Origin of the sequence: Kocuria sp. CPCC 205261 (assembly GCF_040981025.1) — a bacterium.
Classification (GTDB): Bacteria; Actinomycetota; Actinomycetes; order Actinomycetales; family Micrococcaceae; genus Kocuria; species Kocuria marina.
The window spans coordinates 23728-43550 of the sequence record NZ_JAVKPU010000002.1; the positions used below are offsets into that span (position 1 = coordinate 23728).

Genomic DNA, 19823 nt, shown 5'->3' on the forward strand with positions numbered 1-19823 from the left:
CACGGTCGCCACTCATGCGGTCGTGTCCGCACGACCGTCACAACACGGTGAGGATCACCGTGTTCCCGTCCTCACGCTGGCGCACGACCCGGTTGAGGTGGGAACCAACGGGTGAGTTGATCTCCACCGTGTACCCCTGCTCCTCGAGGCTCTGCCGGGCGGAGTCCGCGTCCTGGCCCACCACGTTGGGCGGTGCACCCTGCGGGGTGTCCGCGGCGAGGGTCAGGGCCACGGTCGTGCCCTCGTCCACGCTCGTCCCCGCAGCGGGGGACTGCCCGAGCACGGTGTCCACGGCCTGCGCGGAGTACTCCCGCGAGATCTCGCCCACGCGCAGCCCGGCGCCGGTGATCGCGGCCCGGGCGTCGTCGCCCGCTGAACCGACCACGGTGGGAACGCTCACGCGGGCGGGACCCTCGGAGACCACCAGGTTGACCTGCTCGATACCGCGCACGGTGGTGGAGACCCCGGGATCCGTGGCGATCACGATGCCCTGCGGGACCTCGGGGCTCGTGGTCGAGCGCACGCCCACGTTGGAGATGCCCGCGCTGTTGAGGGCGCGTTCCGCGGTTGCGGTGTCTTGACCCGCGACGGCAGGGACGGTCGCGGACGCCGCCCCGGGGGCCGAGCCGAGCCACCAGCCCAGGAATCCGGCCACCGAGAGCAGCAGCGCGAAGACCACGGCGCCCACGGCCAGGTGCAGGGCAGGGGGCTGGGGGTTCAGCCGGACCCGGGGTGTGTCGCGGGAGCGGTGGGCGGTGGAGCCCACCTGGGTCATGGCGATGGTCCCGGTCGCGTCGGGCTCGAAGGCGGGCAGGATCGGCGCACCGGCCCCGCGCTCGCCGGGACGGCCCATTCCATGCGTGTGCTGACTACCGAGCGGGGTGGTGGCGTTCTCCCCGGTGGGATCCGCTCCCGCATCGCCGAGGGCCTCCGTGGGTACTCCGCCGAGTGCCTGCGTCGGCGCCTCGGCGGCGTCGCCTCCCGCGGTGGGAACGGTGGCCGCGCCGGCAGCGGCGGACGCTCCCGCAGCGCCGGCCAGTGCCCCTCCGGCGACCGCCGCCGCAGCCGTCGAGGCGTGGGACCCGCCTCCCAGGACGACCGTGTCCGTGTCCCGCAGTGAGGGCGGGTCGATCTGCCCGGGCAGCGAGCGTCGGATGGCCAGCGCGAGGTCCAGCAGCGCCGCGGCGTCGGCGGGGCGCTGGGCAGCGTCGCGGGACGTCGCGCGCAGCACGAACTCGTCGAGCGCAGCGGGGACGCCCTGCGCGAGCCCACCGGGGGCGGGGACGTCCCGGCTCACGTGGGCGGTCGCGACCTGCAGGGCGGTACCGGTGTACGGGCGTGAGCCCGTGAGCATCTCGTACGCCATGATCCCCACGGCGTAGACGTCGCTGCGCTGGTCCACGGGGCCGTCCCCCACGAGTTCGGGGGCGGCGTAGCCCACCGTGCCCATGACCGTGGTGCTCGTGGTGTGCTCGTCCACGGCGCGGGTCAGTCCGAAGTCGGCCACCTTGACCTGCCCGCCCCGGGTCAGCAGGACGTTCTCGGGCTTCACGTCCCGGTGGACCAGGCCGATCCGGTGCGCCTGGGTGAGGCCGCGCAGCACGGGGATCAGCAGGTCGAGCGTGCGGCGCGGTGTCATGGGCGCCTCATGGGCCACGACGTCGCGCAGAGTGGGCCCGTCCACGTATTCCAGGACCAGGTAGAGCACGCCATCCGCGGTGTGACCCTGGTCCAGGACGGCCACCACGTTGGGGTGGTGCAGGCGCGCGGCGGACTTGGCCTCACGCCGTGCCCTGGCCACGAAGGACGGGTCGTCCGCGACGTGGGGGTGCATGATCTTCAGGGCCACGGGACGTTCGAGCCGTTCGTCGAGCCCCTCGTAGACCGTGGCCGTACCACCGCGGGCGATCAGGCGGCGGACCTGGTACCGGCCCTCCAGCAGGGATCCCACGCGGTGGTCGTTCATGCTGCTACTGGGCAAATTCTCGTTCCTGTGCGCTCACGGCTTTCACGTACGCCTTGGTGTCGGGGTACATACCGTACGTCTTCACGCCGTGCAGTCCCTGATAGTAGGCGCCGATCCCCGCGGCCCTGTTGGGGGCCTTGGCCTGCAGCTCCCGGATCAGCGCGACCCCCGCGGTGATGTTGTCCTGGGGGTCCAGCAGGTCCAGGTCCCGACCCACCATCGCGGACGCCCACTCACCGGCGGACGGGATCACCTGCATGGTGCCCACGGCGTCCGCGGGGGAGACCACCCCGTGGCGGAACCCGGATTCCTGCGAGGCGTGGGCGAGCGCGAGCGCCGGGTCCACCCCCAACTCCTGGGCGGTCGCTCGCACCATCTCGCGGATCTGCTCCGGGGCCGGCAGTTGGCGCTGCTGCAACTGGGCGTGGTGTCGGTTCGCGGACTCCACGACCTCGCGGGGGTACGTGCGGCCCGCGAACGTGTCACCCACGGCGGCCTTGTGCTTCGGGGCCGCGGCCGTGCCAGCGTCACGCACCGTCGCGGCGGGTTCGGACGACGACGCCGCTCGGGCGGGTCCCGCCGCCCCGCCCGGGATCGTGAGTCCCTGGCCCGGGCGCAACACGGAGGCAGCGGAGACCCCGTTGGCCCGCATAAGCTCGGCCACGCTCACGCCGTAGCGCTGCGCGAGGTCCCACAGGGTGTGACCGGCGGCCACGGTGTGGCGCCGGGAGCCGCCGCGGTCGGAGCCGGCCGGGTCTGCGTCGTCGGCGCGCGATGCGGCCGCGGAGGAGGAGGCGGGAGCGCGGTCCGATCCCGGGATCACGAGCCGCTGGCCGGGGCGGATCATGCCGTGGGCCGGGAGCTTGTTGACGCTCATCAGGTCCTGGACTCGCACCCCGTGGGCGGTCGCCAGGGACCACAGGGAGTCCCCGGGGGCCACGGTCGCGTGCGTGGACTGGGCATGCTGCGCCACGTGGACGTTCGGGGCGGGCGCCGGCGCGGCGTGCGCGGAACCCACGGTGCCCAGGGCGGTGAGGGCGGCCAGCGCGGCGGCGGAGCCCTGCGCGGCGCGGCGGGACCATGTGGAACGGGGGGACCGGCGGTCGTGGGGCGGGTCAACCGGCATGTTCGCGATTCCTACCTCTGGACGGGGGAACGGGGGAAGATCCGGCGGCACCCTCCGGTACAGCACGGTGCCCCCAGATTACCCGACCCCTGGTCGCGACCGGTGTGTGAGCCGGTCGGTGCGCCGTGGCACAGTAGGGTTCGTGAACTACTCAACCGATCTCTCCGCCCAGGAATTCGCCGAACTCGACTCGTTGGTGGGCGAGTGGACCTACCTTCCCGACATCGCCGAGGCCATGGACATCCAGATCACCCGGGTGCACCGGCTCGTGGACGACGGCGCCCTGCTCGAGGTGCGCCGACCCGAAGACCGCGTGCGTGTGGTCCCCGCCGAATTCATGGACGGCGACCGCCCCGTGGACTCCCTCAAGGGGACCGTGGCCGTCCTGCGGGATGCCGCCTACACGGACGCCCAGGCGATTCGCTGGCTGTTCACCGAGGACGAGTCCCTGCCCGGGCGGCCCATCGACGCGCTGCGCCGTGGCCAGAAGACCGAGGTGCGCCGCAGGGCCCAGGCCCTGGGCTGGTGACACCCGCCCGCTGAGGCGGCCTACTTGGCGCGGCGCACGGCGGCGTCGGCGAGCGCCTGCAGTCCGGCCCGGGCGATGTCGTCGGTGCGCAAGCGCGCCAGCTGCGTGTCCGCGGTGCGCACGAGGGACGCGATGAGGTCCTCCGAGCGCGCGTGGGCGCCGCTGTCCCACATGAGGTCCCGCGCGCGGTGCACCTCCTGCTCGGTGAGTTCCGCGCGGCCGAGCACCGATTCGAGCCACGCGATGTCCTCGGCCGAACTCGATGCCGCGCACAGTGCGATCAGCGCGGTGCGCTTGCCCTCGCGGATGTCGTCCCCGGCGGGCTTGCCCGTGGTCTCCGGGTCGCCGAAGACCCCCAGGACGTCATCGCGCAATTGGAAAGCCTCGCCGACCGGCAGCGCGAACGCGGAGCAGTCCGCGAGGAACGCGCGGTCCGCGCCGGCGAGTGCCGCGCCGATCTCCACGGGGTGCTCTACCGAGTACTTGGCGGACTTGTAGCGCAGCACGGTCATGGCACGCTCGAGTTGTTCCTCGGGGTCGCCCACGGCGGGAGCGACCTCCGCATGGATGTCCAGGTACTGCCCGGCCATGACCTCGGTGCGCATCGTGGAGAAGATCTCCCGTGCGGTCGCGGCCGCGTCCGCGGCGACCCGCGCGGTGGCGTCGGCGAAGAGTTGTTCCGCGAAGGACAGGCTCATGTCCCCGGTGAGGACGGCCGCGCTGACCCCGAAGTGGGCGGCGTCCGCGGACCACCCGGCGTCGCGGTGCAGGGCCTCGAAAACGCGGTGCACACTGGGCTTGCCGCGGCGCGTGTCCGAGCGGTCCAGGATGTCGTCGTGGATCAGCGCCGCGGTCTGGAAAAGTTCGAGGGACGCCGCGGCGGCCACGGCGACGTCGTCCGCCACGGCCCCGCCAGCCGCGCGCCAGCCCCAGTAGCACAGCCGTGCGCGCAGGCGCTTGCCGCCGCGCGTGAGGTCTTCGATCGCGTCCACGAGCACGGTCGCGTGCGGGGAGATCCCGGTGACCCGTTCGCGTTCCCGCGCGAAGAACTCGGTGATCCGCTCGTCCAGGAGCGCGGAGAAGTCACGGTCCTGTTGCGTCGCGGTGACGGACGCGTCGGGAGGGGTCATGCCAGGGCACCTTTGATCGAGGGGATGCTGTCGGCCGCGCTGCGCGGTACCGCGGGTCGCGGCGGGCGTCACGGGCACGGGCTCCACGACGCCGGGCCGCCCCGCGGGCGCCCGACCAGCCTAACCGGACGCGGCGCCGCGGATGCGTAGCGGTGCCGCCCCGTCGAGCGGCCCGGGGTCGGATAAGTTCGTGGTGCCGTGGCCCGTGTGCGTGTCGGAGCCCCTTCCTAGGCTTATGAAAGACGAACCAGATCCCGCGCGGGTGGCATGTCCGTCATCAACGGGTCTCGATCCGGACGGGTCCCGCGTGGCGATGGGTTCCCGATGCCGGAGGGTCGTGGAAGGAGGCGCCATGGGCGGGCCGAGTCCGCAGCAACTGGCCGAGTACCGGCGCTGCGCCATCCTGCACGTGGACATGGACATGTTCTACGTGGGCGTGGAACTGCTCAACGCCCCCCAGTACCGCGGCCGCCCCGTGATCGTGGCCGGTTCCGGTCCGCGCTCGGTGGTGCTCTCCGCGTCCTACGAAGCCCGCCAGTACGGCGTGAACTCCGCGATGCCCGTGTCCCAGGCCCGCGCTCGCTGCCCCTCCGCGGTGGTGCTCGAACCGCATCGCGAGGCGTACACCCATTACTCACGGATCGTGATGGACATCTTCCGCTCGGTCACGGACCGCGTGGAGCAGCTGAGCGTGGACGAGGCGTTCGTGGACGTGTCCGGGGCGATCCGGCGCAGCGGACCGCCCGTCGAGATCGCCCGGACCCTGCGGCGCGTGATCCACGAACGCACGGGACTCACCGCCTCCGTGGGGGTCGCGGAGAACAAGACGGTCGCCAAGATCGCCTCCGCGTACTGCAAGCCGGACGGGCTGCTCGTGGTGACGCCCGAGCACACCCTCGCGTTCCTGGCACAGCTGCCGGTGGGCAAGTTGTGGGGGGTGGGCAAGCGCACCTCTGAGATCCTGCAGTCCGCCGGGCTGTCCACGGTCGGGGACATCGCCGCCACGCCGTTGCCCCGGTTGCACGCGCTCGTGGGCACCGCGTCCGGGACACATTTGAAACAATTGGCCACCGGCCACGACCCCCGTCCCGTGACGCCCGCGCGCGAGGAGAAGAGCATCGGGGCCGAACGGACGTTCCAGCGCGACGTCGCCGACAGTGCGGCTCTGAAACGTGTGCTGCTGGGCCTGGCCCACGACACCGCGGTCCGGTTGCGCAGGCACGGACTGCGCGCCGGGCGCGTGGGACTCAAGCTGCGCTACGCCGATTTTTCGACCATCACCCGCTCCAGGACGCTGAGTCACCCCGTCACCGCGGCCCACGATCTCTACACCGAAGCGTGCGCGCTACTGGACGGCCTGGGCCCGCGAGCGCAGGCCGTGCGGCTCGTGGGCATCAGGGCGGAGAAGCTCACCGGGGCCGATCACGCGTTCCAGTTGAGCCTGGACGGACGGGAGGAGGAATGGGGTGCCGCGGAGGAAGCCATGGACCGCGTGCACCACCGATTCGGCCCCGGAATTGTACGCCCAGCCAAACTCATGGAAACGACGATGCCAATCCGTCCCGCACGGGATATTCTGGACGGTACGTGAGGAAGGCAGCCGTACCGCCCCCGCCTCGCTCCCTCAACACCACAGGAGGAATCGTGCCTCTCTCCGAGCACGAACAACAGCTTCTCGCCCAGCTCGAGAAGCAGTTGCACGACGACGACCCCCGCTTCGCGTCGACCATGCACACCGAAGCGGTTCGGGGGCGCGGGTCCATGCGCAACGTCGTGCTGGGGGTCGTGATCGCCGTGGTTGGCCTGGGCGTCCTGCTCGCCGGGGTCGCCCTGCAACTGATCATCGTGGGCGTGTTGGGCTTCATCGTGATGGCCGCCGGCGCGTACGTGGCCACCGTGCGGGGCCGGGCCACCCCGGGCAAGGGCGCCGCCAATCCCGGAAACCCCGGGAACGGGCCGTCCGGCCGCGGTTCCTCCGGTCCACGCAAGTCCTCCACTTTCCTCCAGAACCTCGAGGAGAAGTGGGACAAACGCAATCAGGGTTAGCACTGAGCCTCCCCGCAGGCTGTCCAGCCCGTAGAACTTCCGAGAACTCCCCGGCACCGCGTCGGGGAGTTCTTTCATGTCCGGACCCATCGTCTCCGGCGTGCCCGCAGACCACGCCGGGAAAGGGATGTCGACGACGCCCCGGGGCAGCGCCGTCGTGGCGTGCCGTGGAGGGGATGCGCGTTGACGGGGGAGGGCAGTGGAGTAAAGTGGAGCGTGGTAGAGAAGCGAGGGTTGGGCTGGCCCTGATTCGAAGGCGGTGGCTGTGTTTCTCGGAACATACGAACCGCGTTTGGACGACAAGGCCAGGCTGATTCTCCCGGCCAAGTTCCGGGCCGAACTGGCGGACGGACTCGTGCTGACCCGAGGGCAGGAACGCTGCCTGTACGTGTTCAGCGCGCAGGAGTTCGCCAGGGTCCACGAACAGATGCGGGCGGCCCCGTTGTCGTCCAAGCAGGCCAGGGATTACATCCGCGTTTTTCTCTCCGGGGCATCGGACGAGGTCCCGGACAAGCAAGGTCGCATCACCATTCCGGCGTCCCTGCGCTCGTACGCGGGCCTGGACCGGGAACTGGCGGTGATCGGGGCGGGCAGCCGCGCCGAGATCTGGGATGCGGCCTCGTGGCAGCAGTACCTGGCGGAGAAGGAAGCGGCTTTCTCCGCCACGGAGGACGAGGTCATACCCGGGCTGTTCTGATCACCCGAGGACCACCGCGCGGGACCCCCGCCGGTGCCGTCCCCGGACATGAGATCTCCAGCCGCCCACGTCACCGTCCTGACTCGACTTCCCCCGAGTCAGGCCGGATTCGAGGGGCGAGCGGCGGATGGGGATCTGGTGTCCGGGCGCACCGTAGGATGCCCCCGGAGGACATCGGTGCCGTGCGCACCGAGACCTGCGACCCGTAGTACCCGCACGATCCGCAACAGACCAGGAGCCCGGCATGGACCACGCCCCCGCCGAGCAACGACACATCCCCGTGATGCTGGAGCGCTGTCTGGACCTGCTCGCGCCGGCGTTGGACACCGAACACCCCGTGGTCGTGGACGCGACCCTGGGCATGGGCGGGCACACCCACGCCATGCTCGAACGCTTCCCGGGGTTGCGCGTGGTCGGGATCGACCGGGACCCCCAGGCCCTCGACCTCGCCGGGGAACGCCTTGCGCACTTCGGGGAGCGGTTCACGGGCATCCACACCACGTACGACCACATCGATCAGGCCGCCGCAACCGCCGGCGTGGACCGGGTGGACGGCATCCTGTTCGACCTCGGGGTGTCCTCACTGCAGCTGGACGAACGCGAGCGCGGCTTCGCGTACTCGTTCGACGCCCCCCTGGACATGCGCATGAACTCCCGGGCGGAACTGTCCGCGTACACCGTGGTCAACGAGTACTCGGAGGCCCAGCTCAAGGACATCATCTACCGCTGGGGCGAAGACCGCTTCGCGCCGCGGATCGCGCGCGCCATCGTCGCCGCCCGTACCGAGGCCCCGCTGCGCACGACCGCCCAGCTCGTGGACGTGGTCCGCTCCGCGGTCCCCGCCGCGGCCCAGCACAAGAAGGGCCACCCGGCCAAGCAGACCTTCCAGGCGTTGCGGATCGAGGTCAACGAGGAACTCGACGTCCTGGAGCGTGCCGTGCCCGCCGCCGTGGAAACTGTCAGGGTGGGAGGGCGTGTCCTCGCCATGAGTTACCACTCCCTGGAGGACAGAATTGTCAAGCAGGAGTTCACTCGCGGTGCACGTTCCACGGCCCCCAGAGGTTTTCCCGTGGAACTGCCGGAACACCAGCCCACGCTGAAGGTTCTCACCCGCGGTGCGGAACGCGCCGGCGAGCAGGAGGTCCGGGACAACCCCCGGGCCGCCTCGGCCAGGTTGCGTGCCGTCGAGCGGCTCCGGGAGACCACGAGACCAGGGAGTGAGCGATGAGCAGTGCGACGTCGGCCTCGCCCCCGTCGTCGGGTGACCCCTCGGGCCGGGGGGCGGACGGGCGTAGGCCGCTCTCCGTGGTGCCGCGCCGCACGGCCCGCCGCAGCCGGGTCTCCACCGTGGTCATGTGCACCCTCGCCCTGGCCGCAGCTCTCGTGGGCATCCTGTTGCTCAACATCCAGATCACCCAGGGGCAGTACCAGTTGACCGAGCTCACGGGTCAGCAGCGCGCTCTCTCCCAGGAGAACGAGGCGCTCACTCAGGATATCGAGGCCAATTCCGCGCCGCAGAACCTGGCCGCCCGCGCCAACGACCTGGGCATGGTCCCGGCCAAGGATGTGGGGAGCATCCAGCTCGGCACGGGTGCCGTCACGGCCCCGAGCGCCCCCGCGGAGAAAACGGACGCGCAGAACATCCTCGTGCCGCCCGCGCAGATGAAGGGTTCCGACGCCGCGGAGGCGAACCGGATCGCCGCCGAGGAACGCGCGGAGAAGCGCGCCAAGGAAGAAGCGGACAAGAAGACCGCCCAGCGTCAAGCGGCCCAGAAGGCCGACGAGTCCCGGGATCTCAACGGGGGCTCCATCCCCGCGCCGTCGCAGCGCGCGCCTGGCCAGTGAACGCGCCGGTCCGCGCCGCGGACCGGGAGTAGAACCCGTCGGAGGTGGCCCCACCACGCTGAAGTCCAGGAATCGAGGAAGACCGTGTCAGCATCGTCAGCGCGCAAGAACCGACTGTTCCGGCCCTATTCGCGCATGCACGTGGGCATCGCCTTCCTGCTGGTCCTGTTGCTTCTCGTGGTGGGCCGCCTGTTCTGGGTCCAGGGGCTGGACCCCGGGGGCCGGGCCGAGGCCGCGGCCGCCCAGCGCACGCTCGTGGAGTCCATCCCCGCGGTGCGCGGGGAGATCACCGACAGCCGTGGCACGGTGCTGGCCCGCACACTGCAGCGCTACGACATCACCGTGGACCAGAGCGCCGTCGCCGCCGTGACCGTGCCCCACAAGGACGGTTCCACCGAGACCGTGACCCCCACGCAGGCCGTGTACAAGATCGCGGACGCCCTGGGCATGAAGGACACGGACGTGAAGGCCGCGCTGGACGGGGACAAGAGCTTCAACTACGTGGCGCGGGGCGTAACCCCCGAGCAGTACAACGCCCTGCGGGAGTTGAACCTGCCGTACATCTACGGCCAGCCCACGTTCCAGCGCAGCTATCCGGACGGTTCCCTGGGCGGTTCCGTGGTCGGGTTCCTGGGCGGGGACAACCAGGCCCTCGGCGGGATCGAACAGACCCAGGACTCCCTGTTGCGCGGCACCGACGGCGAGCGCCGCTTCGAGATCTCCGGCGACGGCGTGCGCATCCCCGTGGCCCCGCAGGAACAGAAGGCCGCCGAGAACGGTTCGAACGTCAAGCTCTCGCTCGACAGCGACGTCCAGTTCTTCGCGGAGCAGGCCGTGCGCGAACGGGCCAAGCAGCTCAAGGCCGAATGGGGCACGGCCGTGGTCATGGACGTCAAGACCGGCAAGGTCCTGGCGCTCGCGGACACCTCCTCGGTGGACCCCAACGTCCCGGGCAAGGCCGACGCCGCCGACCTCGGTTCGCGCGCCGTGTCCCAGGCCGTGGAGCCCGGTTCCACGGAGAAGATCGCCACGGTGGCCGGCGCCCTGGACCGGGGGATCGTGTCCCCCACCACGGAGATCACGGTCCCGCCGTACCTGCAGATCGGTTCCGAGAAGATCACCGACGCGTTCGACCACGGCACCCAGAACCGCACGGTCGCGGGGATCATCGCGGACTCCATGAACACGGGCACCGTGATCATGGGTTCCAAGATGGACAAGCAGGCCCGCCACGACAACCTCGCGAACTTCGGGGTGGGTTCCGCCACGGGCATCGAACTGCCGGGGGAGTCCACGGGCATCCTGGCGCCCGCGGATCAGTGGGACCCGCGTCAGGAGTACACGGTGTTGTTCGGTCAGGGCGTGTCCCAGACCCCGTTGCGCACGGCGTCGATCTTCCAGGCGGTCGCGAACAAGGGCCGTCAGATCGAACCGCGCCTCGTGGACTCCGTGACCGCGCCGGACGGGACGGTCACGCACCCCGAACGTCCTGAACCCAAACAGGTGCTCTCCGAGTCCGCCGCGCAGCAGACGCTGGACATCATGGAGAACGTGGTCACGCAGGGCGGCGCCAAGGAAGCGGCCGTGCCGGGATACCGCGTGGGTGGTAAGACGGGTACGGCCGAGGCGCCGAGCGAGAGCGGCGGGTACGAGGGCTACACCACGTCCTTCGTGGGTGTGGCCCCCATGGAGGACCCTCAGTACCTCGTGGCGATCACCATGCAGCGCCCCCAGGGGGACGTGCGCACCCTGGGCGTGACGAGCACGTTCTCCACGATCATGTCCCAGGTGCTGCACCACTTCAACGTGGCGCCCTCCACCACCACGGGGCCCACGTTCGACATGCAGGTGCCGCAGAACGTGGACCGGGACGTGACACCCACGAACGCGCTCGAGCAAACGTGGCCGCAGCCGGGGAGGGACGAGTCCCAGGACTAAACTTCCCACACAGAAGCACATGGCGGCAGCAACGACCGGTGAGACACCGGCCCGGGTGGACGGGGTACGTCCACAGACAGGTTCGAAGAGGATTTCTATGGTGGCATCTGCCCAAGAAGGGACCGACGCGCAGAGTCTGCGTCCGTCCCGGCCCGTGGCCCACTCGCTCGAGGAGCTCGCGCGGCTCACGGGCGCGCGGGTGGTCCCCGCCCCCACGGGGACCACCGCTCCCGTCACGGGAGTGGTCCTGAACTCGCGGGAGGTGCAGCCGGGTGATCTCTACGCCGCGCTGCCCGGCGCCAAGGTCCACGGGGCGCGATTCGCCGCCGACGCCGCCGCGTCCGGTGCCGTGGCGATCCTCACCGATCCGGACGGCGCGCGGTCCGTGGTCGAGGCGGGCGTGGGCCTGCCGGTGCTCGTGAGCCCCGAACCCCGTTCATGGGTGGGTCCGGTGGCCCGCGCGGTCTACGATTCCCAACCGGCGGACGGCACCGGCCAGGAGCTCTTCGCGGTGACCGGCACCAACGGCAAGACCACCACGACCTACTTCATCACCTCGATCCTGCGCGCCCTGGGCCACATGACCGGGTTGATCGGCACCATCGAGATCCTCGCGGGGGACACACCCATCCCGTCACACATGACCACGCCAGAGGCTCCGCACGTGCATTCCCTGCTGGCCCTGACCCGTGAACGCGGGATCACCGCCACCGTCATGGAGGTCTCGTCCCACGCCCTCGAGTTCCACCGGGTGGACGGGGTGCACTACGACGTCGCTGGGTTCACCAATCTCACCCAGGACCACCTGGACCTGCACGGGTCCATGGCCGAGTATTTCGAGGCCAAGGCGCGGTTGTTCACGCGCGAGCGCACGAGCCGCGGCGTCGTCGTGCTGGGGGACGGAGACCCGTGGAGCGCCGCGATGGCGCAGCGGGCCCGCAAAAACCTGGGTGCGGAGAACGTCACGACCGTTGCCCTGCGCGGCCCGGAAGGAACGCGTCAGGACGCGAGCGATGCGGAAGGCACCGCCCCCGTCGGGACCGGCGGGTCGGATGCCGCGGACTGGACCCTGCGCTCGCTGACCCGCCGGGGCATCGGTCACTCGTTCACGCTGCGGCACACGGACGGGCGCGCGCTGGACATGCACACGGGACTGCCCGGTGAGTTCAACGTGGCCAACGCGGCGCTGGCCGTGCTCATGGTCCTGGACTCCGGCGTGGCACTGGACACCCTGCAACGCGTCCTGGACGAGCACGACCCCCTGAGCGCGGGCGTGCCCGGACGCATGGAACTTGTGGGCACGCGGCCCACGTCCCTCGTGGACTTCGCGCACAACCCGGACGCGCTCGCGCGCTCGCTGCGCGCCGTGACCCCCGAGGACGGGCGCGGTCGCGTGATCGTGGTCTTCGGCGCCACCGGCGAGCGCGACACCACCAAGCGCCCCATCATGGGCCGGGTCGCGGCGGAGGAGGCGGACGTCGTGATCATCACGGACGACGATCCCCACGCCGAGGAACCCGCGCCCATCCGGGAGCAAGTCGCGCAGGGCGCTCGTGAGGCCGTCGCGAACCATGCTCGCGCCACGGACGTGCTGGTCATCGAACCGCGCGCGACCGCGATCCGCACAGCAGTGCGCATGGCCCACCCGGACGACGCCATCATCGTGGCGGGCCGCGGTCACGAGACCGCCATGGATTTCAACGGCGTGGTCGTGCACCTGGACGACCGTGAAGAGCTGCGGGACGCCCTGGCGGCGTTGCACGCGGACACGAAGGAGCAGCAATGATTGCCATGTCCGCCGCGCAGCTCGCGCGGGCCGTGAACGGTGAGCTCGCGGGGGTCCCGGACCCCGAGTCCGTGACCGTCACCTCCGTCACGACCGATTCCCGGGAAGTCACGGACGGCGCGTTGTTCGTCGCCAAGCCGGGTGAGACCACGGACGGGCACCGCTTCGTGCCCGTCGCGGCCGAATCCGGCGCGGTGCTGCACCTGACCGAACGCGTGGTGACCGACGACGCGGGGGCTCCGTACCCGTGCGTCGTCGTGGCAGACGTGGTGCTTGCGATGGGCGCGCTCGCGAGCCACGTGCTCGAGCAGTTGCGTGCCGTGCACCCGGTCACCGTGGTGGCCGTGACGGGTTCGGTGGGCAAGACGACCACCAAGGACCTGCTGCACGGGATCTTCGCCGCGCAGGGCCCCACGGTCGCGCCGCGCAACTCGTACAACGGCGAGGTGGGTGTCCCGCTCACGGTGTTCACGGCCACCGAAGACACCGAGTACTTCGTGATCGAGATGGGCGCCACGCACATCGGCAACATCCGCTACCTGTGCGACACCGTCCGCCCGGACGTGGGCGCCGTACTGTGCGTGGGATCGGCCCACGCGGGCGAGTTCGGTGGCGTGGAGAACATCGCGCGCGCCAAGGGCGAGATGGTCGAGGGCCTCTCCGCGCACGGCACCGCGGTGCTCAACGACGACGACGCCCGCGTGCGTGCCATGCGCGAGCGCACCGACGCGCGCATCATCTCCTTCGGGCAGGGACCCGACGCCCACGACCCGGCCCACGAGGACCCGCGCGTGTGGGCCGAGGACGTGACCGTCGGTACCGACGGGTGCCCCGCCTTCACGCTGCACTTCCCGGACGGCTCCGCCCACCCGGTGCACTCGCAGCTGATCGGTGCGCACCATGTGACCAACCTGCTGGCCGCGGCCGCCGTGGCCTTCGGCGCCGGGGTCCCCGCGGCCGAGATCGCAGCGGGTCTGACGGGCCGCGGCCCTCGCTCGCGGTGGCGGATGGAACGCACGGAGCGCCCGGACGGCGTGACCGTGATCAACGACGCCTACAACGCTAACCCGCAGTCCATGCGGGCCGCCCTGCAGACCCTCGCCCAATTGGGCCGCGGGGACGAGGAGCACCCCGCGCGGCGCACGATCGCCGTGCTGGGTGGCATGTTCGAACTCGGTGACGAGTCCATCACCGCCCACGCGGACCTCGGGCAGTTGCTCGTGCGGTTGAACGTCTCGCATGTCGTGGCCGTGGGGGAGGTCGCCCGGCCGGTCTACACCGCTGCGACCCTGGAGGGCTCGTGGGGTGAGGAAGCGGCCTGGGTCCCGGACACCGAGCACGCCGAGCAGTACCTGAGTGACACGCTGCGCCCGGGGGACATCGTGTTGTTCAAGGCGTCCAACGCCGCGGGGTTGCAGCACCTGGGGGACCGGGTGGCCCAGGCCACCACCGACACGAACCACCAGGAGGGTTGAGCCCGTGATCCAATTGCTCGTGGCAGCGGGGCTCGGCCTCGTGTTCTCGATCTTCGGTACGCCCGCCCTGATCCGGGTGCTCGCCCGGCGCGGGTACGGCCAGTACATCCGGGACGACGGACCCACGTCTCACCAGACCAAGCGCGGCACCCCCACCATGGGTGGCGTGGCCATCCTGCTCTCGGTCGTGGCCGCCTATCTGGTGACCCACCTGATCAGCGTGATCGCGTGGCCTGAGAACGGTGGGATCACCCTCTCGGGCGTCCTGGCGCTCGGCCTGATGCTCGGCATGGGGCTGGTGGGGTTCCTGGACGACTTCAAGAAGATCTCCAAGAAACAGAACCTGGGGCTGACCGCGGCCGGGAAGATGGCCCTGCAGGGGGCCATCGGCATCGCGTTCGCCCTGCTCGTGTTGTTCTTCCCGGACGAGGCGGGCAACACTCCGGCCTCCACGGCGATCTCCTGGACCCGGGACACCGGCGTGGACCTCGCATTCGCCGGGCCGATCGTGGGGGCCATCCTGTTCGTGATCTGGGTGAATCTGATCGCCACCGGAACCACCAACGCCGTGAACCTCACGGACGGTCTGGACGGGCTCGCCACGGGCGCGTCCATCCTGGTGTTCAGCGGGTACATGCTCATCACACTGTGGCAGGCCGGGCACCTGTGCGAGAACGTGGCACAGGCGGCGTGCTACGAGGTTCGGGATCCCATGGACCTCTCGATCGTGGCCGCGGCCCTGGTGGGTGCGCTCATCGGGTTCCTGTGGTGGAACACGTCCCCGGCGAAGATCTTCATGGGGGACACGGGCTCGCTCGGCCTGGGCGGCGCGCTCGCGGCGTTCGCGGTGCTCTCCCGCACCGAACTGCTGCTGATCCTGATCGCCGGCCTGTTCGTGATCATCACCCTGTCCGTGATCCTGCAGGTGGGCTACTTCAAGCTCTCCCACGGCAAACGCATCTTCAAGATGGCCCCGTTGCAACACCACTTCGAGCTCAAGGGCTGGCAGGAGGTCACGATCGTGGTCCGATTCTGGATCATCGCCGGTCTGTTCGTGGCCGCCGCGCTCGGTGTGTTCTACGGTGACTGGTTGCTGCACAACGGCGGCGCGTTCCCCGGCGCGGAAGCGCTGCACTGACCGCGCGGCGCGCACCCCGCTCTCGGGTGGCGGAGCGCGCCGGTCACCCGCGAGACCACCCACGACCGACACGAGGATGAGGCACAGACCAGACATGATGCACGCGAGCAACGACAACCCCGTCCTGGACAACCCCCGCCTCGCGGAGCTGACCAGCTGGGACGCGCCCTGGTCCGGTCTGCGCGCCGTGGTCGCCGGGATCGGGGTCTCGGGTTTCGCCGCGGCGGACACCCTGATCGAACTCGGTGCGCTCGTCACCGTCCTGGACTCCCGGGACACCGAACGCAACCGGCAGAGCGCGGACACCCTGAAGATCGTGGGCGCGAGCGACGTCGTCCTGGGGCCGGACGCCATGACGAGCGTCCCGGACGTGGCCGGGGCCCGCCCGGACGTCGTGATCACGTCCCCGGGCTTCCCACCCACCCACCCGCTGCTCGCCGCGGCGCGCGAGGAGGGCATCCAGATCTGGGGTGACGTGGAGCTCGCGTGGCGCGTGAACCGCCGCGCGGGGCGCAAGACCCCCGAATGGGTGTGCATCACGGGCACGAACGGCAAGACGACGACCGTGGGCATGACCGCCTCCATCCTGCAGGCCGCCGGGCTCAAGGCCGTGGCCGTGGGCAACGTGGGCACGCCCATCCTGGACGCACTGCGCGATCCCGTGGAGTACGACGTCCTGGCTGTGGAATTGTCCAGCTTCCAACTGCACTGGACGCACTCCGTCTCGCCCCTGGCCTCCGTGGTGCTCAACGTGGCCCAGGACCACGTGGACTGGCACGGCAATTTCGAGAACTACCGCGCGGACAAGTCCCGTGTATACGAGAACACGCGGGTCGCGTGCGTATACAACGCCGAACAGGACGGCGCGGAGGAACTCGTAGAGGAAGCGGACGTGCTCGAGGGCTGCCGCGCGGTGGGCTTCACCACGCAGACCCCGGGGCTGTCCATGGTGGGCGTGGTGGACGACCTGCTCGTGGACCGCGCGTTCGTCGCAGAGCGCGCCACGACCGCCGCCGAGATCGGATCGATCGAGGACACCGGCTCCATCCCCACGCGCCACATCGTGGCCAACGCGCTCGCCGCCGCGGCGCTCGCGCGCGCCGCCGGGGTGAGCCCCGAGGCCGTACGGGACGGACTGCGCGCCCACCGCCCCGGTGAACACAGGATCCAGCTCGTGGCCGAATCGGACGGGGTGCGCTGGATCAACGACTCCAAGGCCACCAACCCGCACGCCGCGCAGGCGTCCCTGTCCGCGTTCGACTCCGTGGTCTGGATCGCCGGCGGGCTCTCCAAGGGCGTCACGTACGACACCCTCGTGGAGCGCAACGCGGGCCGGCTGCGCGCGGTCGTCGTGATCGGCACGGACGACGCCGCCCTGTTGGACGCGCTCTCCCGCCTGGCCCCGGACGTGCCCGTCCTCGCGGCGACCCCGGGCCAGGGCGGCACCGCACCGGACGACTCCGGCATCGACCCGACCGACGGGCACGCCGTGATGCGCCGGGCCGTGCGGTTGGCCCGTGAACACGCCGAGCCCAAAGACACCGTGCTGATGGCACCGGCGGCCGCGTCCATGGACCAGTTCGCCGACTACGCGGACCGCGGCAACGCGTTCATGCACGTCGTGCACGAAGAATTGGGGTTCTGATGGCCACCCGCACCCCCGAACGTCCCCGGGCAGCCGAGCCCGCGCAGCCGGGCACCCGATCGATCGCCCTGAGCACCAGGATGCGCGGCTGGTGGCACCAGCTCACCGACGGCCCGCTCTTCCACTCCTACTACGCCCTGGCCGGGTGCGTGGTGTTGCTCACCGGCATCGGCGTGATGATGGTGCTCTCCGCGTCCGCGGTGGAATCGATCTCCGACAGTCGCTCGGCGTACGCCCTGTTCGCGCGCCAGGCGCTGTTCGGGGTCGTGGGGTTGATCGCGATGTTCGCGCTGTCGATGGTGCCACCCCACTTCTACACGCGGATCGCGTGGGTGCTGTGGGGTCTCAGCGTGCTCGTGTCCCTGCTCGTGTTCACACCCCTGGGGCGGGAGGTCAACGGCAACCGCAACTGGCTCGTGCTGGGCGGTCAGTCGTTCCAGCCCTCGGAGTTCGCCAAGCTCGCGCTGTGTATCTGGCTCGCGGCGATGTTCGCGCGCCAGGGAGATGCGGTCGCGCAGCACTGGAAGCCGGCCCTGTGGCCCTCCGTCGTGGGATTCCTGGTCCCCACCCTCCTCACGCTGGCCGGCGGGGATGCCGGTACGGCCATCGTGTTCTGCCTCATCTACGCCGCGGCACTGTGGTTCGCGCGCGCACCCCTGAAGATCTTCCTCGTGGGCGCGGCCGGCCTCGTCCTGGGCGGGTTGTTCCTCGTGATCACTGCGCCGCACCGTCTGGACCGGATCACCGGGTGGCTGTTCGGGGAGTGCGGCGCCACGGACGCGTGCTGGCAGGCACAGCAAGGACTCAACGCCCTGGCCACCGGCGGCTGGTGGGGCGTGGGGCTCGGCCAGTCCCGGCTCAAATACAACTACGTGCCCGAGGCCCACAACGACTACATCTTCTCGATCATCGGCGAGGAACTCGGCCTCGTGGGTACCGTGATCATCCTGGCGCTGTTCATCGTGATGGTCGTGGCCATGGCCCGGATCCTGTTGCGCACCCGCAGCACGTTCGTGCGGATCACCACCGCGTGCGTGGCCACGTGGCTCGTGGGCCAGGCCTTCGTGAACCTGGGCATGGTCACTGGCCTGCTCCCGGTGATCGGTATCCCGCTGCCCTTCATCAGCTACGGTGGATCCGCGCTGCTGATGACCATGGCGGCCGTGGGCGTGGTCATGTCCTTCGCCCGGGTCCCGCGCTCGGTGCGTGTGGGTCCCGGACGGTCCGGGGCGGCATCGGGCACCCAGATCCTGGACGACCAGGAGGCCTACGAGCGCGGGCTGGCCACGCAACCGGAACGCCCCCGGACGTCGTGGGCGCAGCGCGTGACCCAGCGGTTCGGAAAGGGACGAGAATGACAACCACGCACGACATCGACCACCAGCAAAAGCGGGCCGGATCCGCCCGCGTGGTGCTCGCCGGTGGCGGCACCGCGGGGCACATCAGCCCCCTGCTGGCCATCGCCGACGCCGTGCAGCAGTTGCGCGCGGACGCCACGGTGTGCGCCGTGGGCACTGCCTCCGGCATGGAGACGCGGCTCGTCCCGCAGGCCGGTGTACCCCTCGAACTGATCGACCGCGTGCCCCTGCCCCGCAAGCCGTCCCTGGACCTCGCGCGCCTGCCGCGTCGGCTGTCCGCCGCGGTGCGCCAGGCCGGCCGGATCTTGGACGCGCAACAGGCCACGGTGGTCGTGGGCGTGGGCGGGTACGTGTGCACGCCCGTGTACCTCGCGGCCGCGAGGCGTCGGATCCCCATGGTGATCCACGAGGCCAACGCCAAGCCCGGGATGGCGAACCGGGTGGGCGCCCGGTTCGCGTCCGTCGTGGCGACCGCCTTCCCGGACACCCCGCTGCGTGGTGCGCGCACCGTGGGCATGCCCATGCGGCGTGAGATCGCCACGCTGGACCGGACCGCGGAACGCGCGCAGGCCCGCGCGGCGCTTGGGCTGGACCCGGACCTGCCCACCGTGGTGGTCACGGGTGGTTCCTCCGGTGCCCAGTCCCTGAACCGGACCGTGGCCGCGATTGCGGGGGAGGTCGCGCGGCACGGGTACCAGCTGCTGCACGTGACGGGGCGCGCCAAGGAAGTGCGCACCCCGGACGGCGAGCTGCTGCGCGCGCCGAACTACGTCCAGACCGAGTACGTGGACGGGATGGAGAAGGTCTACGCGGCCGCGGACCTGCTCGTGGCCCGCGCAGGCGCGGCCACGGTGTGCGAGGTCGCCGCCGTGGGTCTGCCCGCCGTTTTCGTGCCCCTGCCCATCGGTAACGGTGAGCAGGCACTCAATGCCCGCTCCATCGTAGCCGCGGGTGGTGCCGAGATCGTGCGGGACGCCGAGTTCACCGCCGCGTTCTACCGCGAGACCGTGGTCCCGCTCGTGACCGACGCTCCCCGGCTCGATCGCATGGCCCAGGCCTCTGCCGCCCACGGTGTCCGCGACGCCGCGCAGGTGATGGCCCGGCTCACCCTCGACCACGCCCGCCGCTGAAAACCTTCCCCCCC

16 protein-coding genes are annotated in these 19823 nt (G+C 70.7%); 13 read left to right on the forward strand and 3 right to left on the reverse strand.

Going from position 1 to position 19823, the window contains the following annotated elements; all coding sequences use genetic code 11:
- Nucleotides 1–37: 37 nt before the first annotated feature.
- Both RF646_RS03210 and RF646_RS03215 read right to left on the reverse strand, forming a co-directional pair.
- Complete coding sequence (locus tag RF646_RS03210) at nt 38–1966, reverse strand: protein kinase (protein WP_368835197.1); 1929 nt, start codon at nt 1964–1966, stop codon at nt 38–40.
- 4 nt (nt 1967–1970) lie between these two features.
- The gene (locus RF646_RS03215; RefSeq protein WP_368835198.1) at nt 1971–3092 is read right to left on the reverse strand and encodes a LysM peptidoglycan-binding domain-containing protein; all 1122 of its coding nucleotides are present in this window, start codon (nt 3090–3092) and stop codon (nt 1971–1973) included.
- Nucleotides 3093–3234: 142 nt separating this feature from the next.
- Between RF646_RS03215 and RF646_RS03220 the strand changes: the two genes are divergently transcribed.
- Nucleotides 3235–3621, forward strand: coding sequence for an Rv2175c family DNA-binding protein (locus RF646_RS03220; protein WP_131333104.1), 387 nt, complete (start codon nt 3235–3237; stop codon nt 3619–3621).
- A 20-nt stretch (nt 3622–3641) separates the two neighbouring features.
- Here the strand turns inward: RF646_RS03220 and RF646_RS03225 are convergent, their stop codons facing one another.
- A complete protein-coding gene (locus RF646_RS03225; RefSeq protein ID WP_368835199.1) occupies nt 3642–4751 on the reverse strand; it encodes a polyprenyl synthetase family protein in 1110 nt (369 codons plus the stop codon).
- Nucleotides 4752–5103: 352 nt separating this feature from the next.
- Between RF646_RS03225 and dinB the strand changes: the two genes are divergently transcribed.
- The 12 genes from dinB to murG all read left to right on the forward strand — a co-directional run bounded on the left by dinB (nt 5104) and on the right by murG (nt 19809).
- The gene (gene dinB, locus RF646_RS03230) at nt 5104–6342 is read left to right on the forward strand and encodes a DNA polymerase IV (protein WP_085105906.1); all 1239 of its coding nucleotides are present in this window, start codon (nt 5104–5106) and stop codon (nt 6340–6342) included.
- Nucleotides 6343–6395: 53 nt separating this feature from the next.
- Nucleotides 6396–6797, forward strand: a complete 402-nt coding sequence (locus tag RF646_RS03235) for a DUF3040 domain-containing protein (protein ID WP_085105907.1) — start codon at nt 6396–6398, stop codon at nt 6795–6797.
- Nucleotides 6798–7062: 265 nt separating this feature from the next.
- Nucleotides 7063–7494 (forward strand): division/cell wall cluster transcriptional repressor MraZ, encoded by a 432-nt coding sequence (gene mraZ, locus RF646_RS03240; protein WP_035961210.1) that lies wholly within the window; start codon nt 7063–7065, stop codon nt 7492–7494.
- A gap of 244 nt (nt 7495–7738) precedes the next feature.
- A complete protein-coding gene (gene rsmH, locus RF646_RS03245; protein ID WP_085105908.1) occupies nt 7739–8722 on the forward strand; it encodes a 16S rRNA (cytosine(1402)-N(4))-methyltransferase RsmH in 984 nt (327 codons plus the stop codon).
- Complete coding sequence (locus tag RF646_RS03250; RefSeq protein WP_368835200.1) at nt 8719–9339, forward strand: hypothetical protein; 621 nt, start codon at nt 8719–8721, stop codon at nt 9337–9339. The genes rsmH and RF646_RS03250 overlap by 4 nt, the downstream gene beginning before the upstream one ends.
- A gap of 84 nt (nt 9340–9423) precedes the next feature.
- Entirely contained in the window at nt 9424–11277 is a 1854-nt protein-coding gene (locus RF646_RS03255) for a peptidoglycan D,D-transpeptidase FtsI family protein (RefSeq protein ID WP_368835201.1), read from the forward strand.
- Between the two features lie 97 nt (nt 11278–11374).
- Complete coding sequence (locus RF646_RS03260) at nt 11375–13063, forward strand: UDP-N-acetylmuramoyl-L-alanyl-D-glutamate--2,6-diaminopimelate ligase (RefSeq protein WP_368835202.1); 1689 nt, start codon at nt 11375–11377, stop codon at nt 13061–13063.
- Entirely contained in the window at nt 13060–14538 is a 1479-nt protein-coding gene (murF, locus tag RF646_RS03265) for a UDP-N-acetylmuramoyl-tripeptide--D-alanyl-D-alanine ligase (RefSeq protein WP_368835203.1), read from the forward strand. Before RF646_RS03260 ends, murF begins: the two co-directional genes overlap by 4 nt.
- 4 nt (nt 14539–14542) lie before the next feature.
- Nucleotides 14543–15676, forward strand: a complete 1134-nt coding sequence (gene mraY / locus RF646_RS03270) for a phospho-N-acetylmuramoyl-pentapeptide-transferase (RefSeq protein ID WP_167318596.1) — start codon at nt 14543–14545, stop codon at nt 15674–15676.
- Nucleotides 15677–15770: 94 nt separating this feature from the next.
- A complete protein-coding gene (gene murD / locus RF646_RS03275) occupies nt 15771–17321 on the forward strand; it encodes a UDP-N-acetylmuramoyl-L-alanine--D-glutamate ligase (protein ID WP_167318595.1) in 1551 nt (516 codons plus the stop codon).
- The gene (gene ftsW, locus RF646_RS03280; RefSeq protein WP_368835204.1) at nt 17321–18679 is read left to right on the forward strand and encodes a putative lipid II flippase FtsW; all 1359 of its coding nucleotides are present in this window, start codon (nt 17321–17323) and stop codon (nt 18677–18679) included. The genes murD and ftsW overlap by 1 nt, the downstream gene beginning before the upstream one ends.
- On the forward strand, nt 18676–19809 hold the full coding sequence (gene murG, locus RF646_RS03285; protein WP_368835205.1) for an undecaprenyldiphospho-muramoylpentapeptide beta-N-acetylglucosaminyltransferase: 1134 nt from the start codon (nt 18676–18678) through the stop codon (nt 19807–19809). Before ftsW ends, murG begins: the two co-directional genes overlap by 4 nt.
- Nucleotides 19810–19823: the final 14 nt, after the last annotated feature.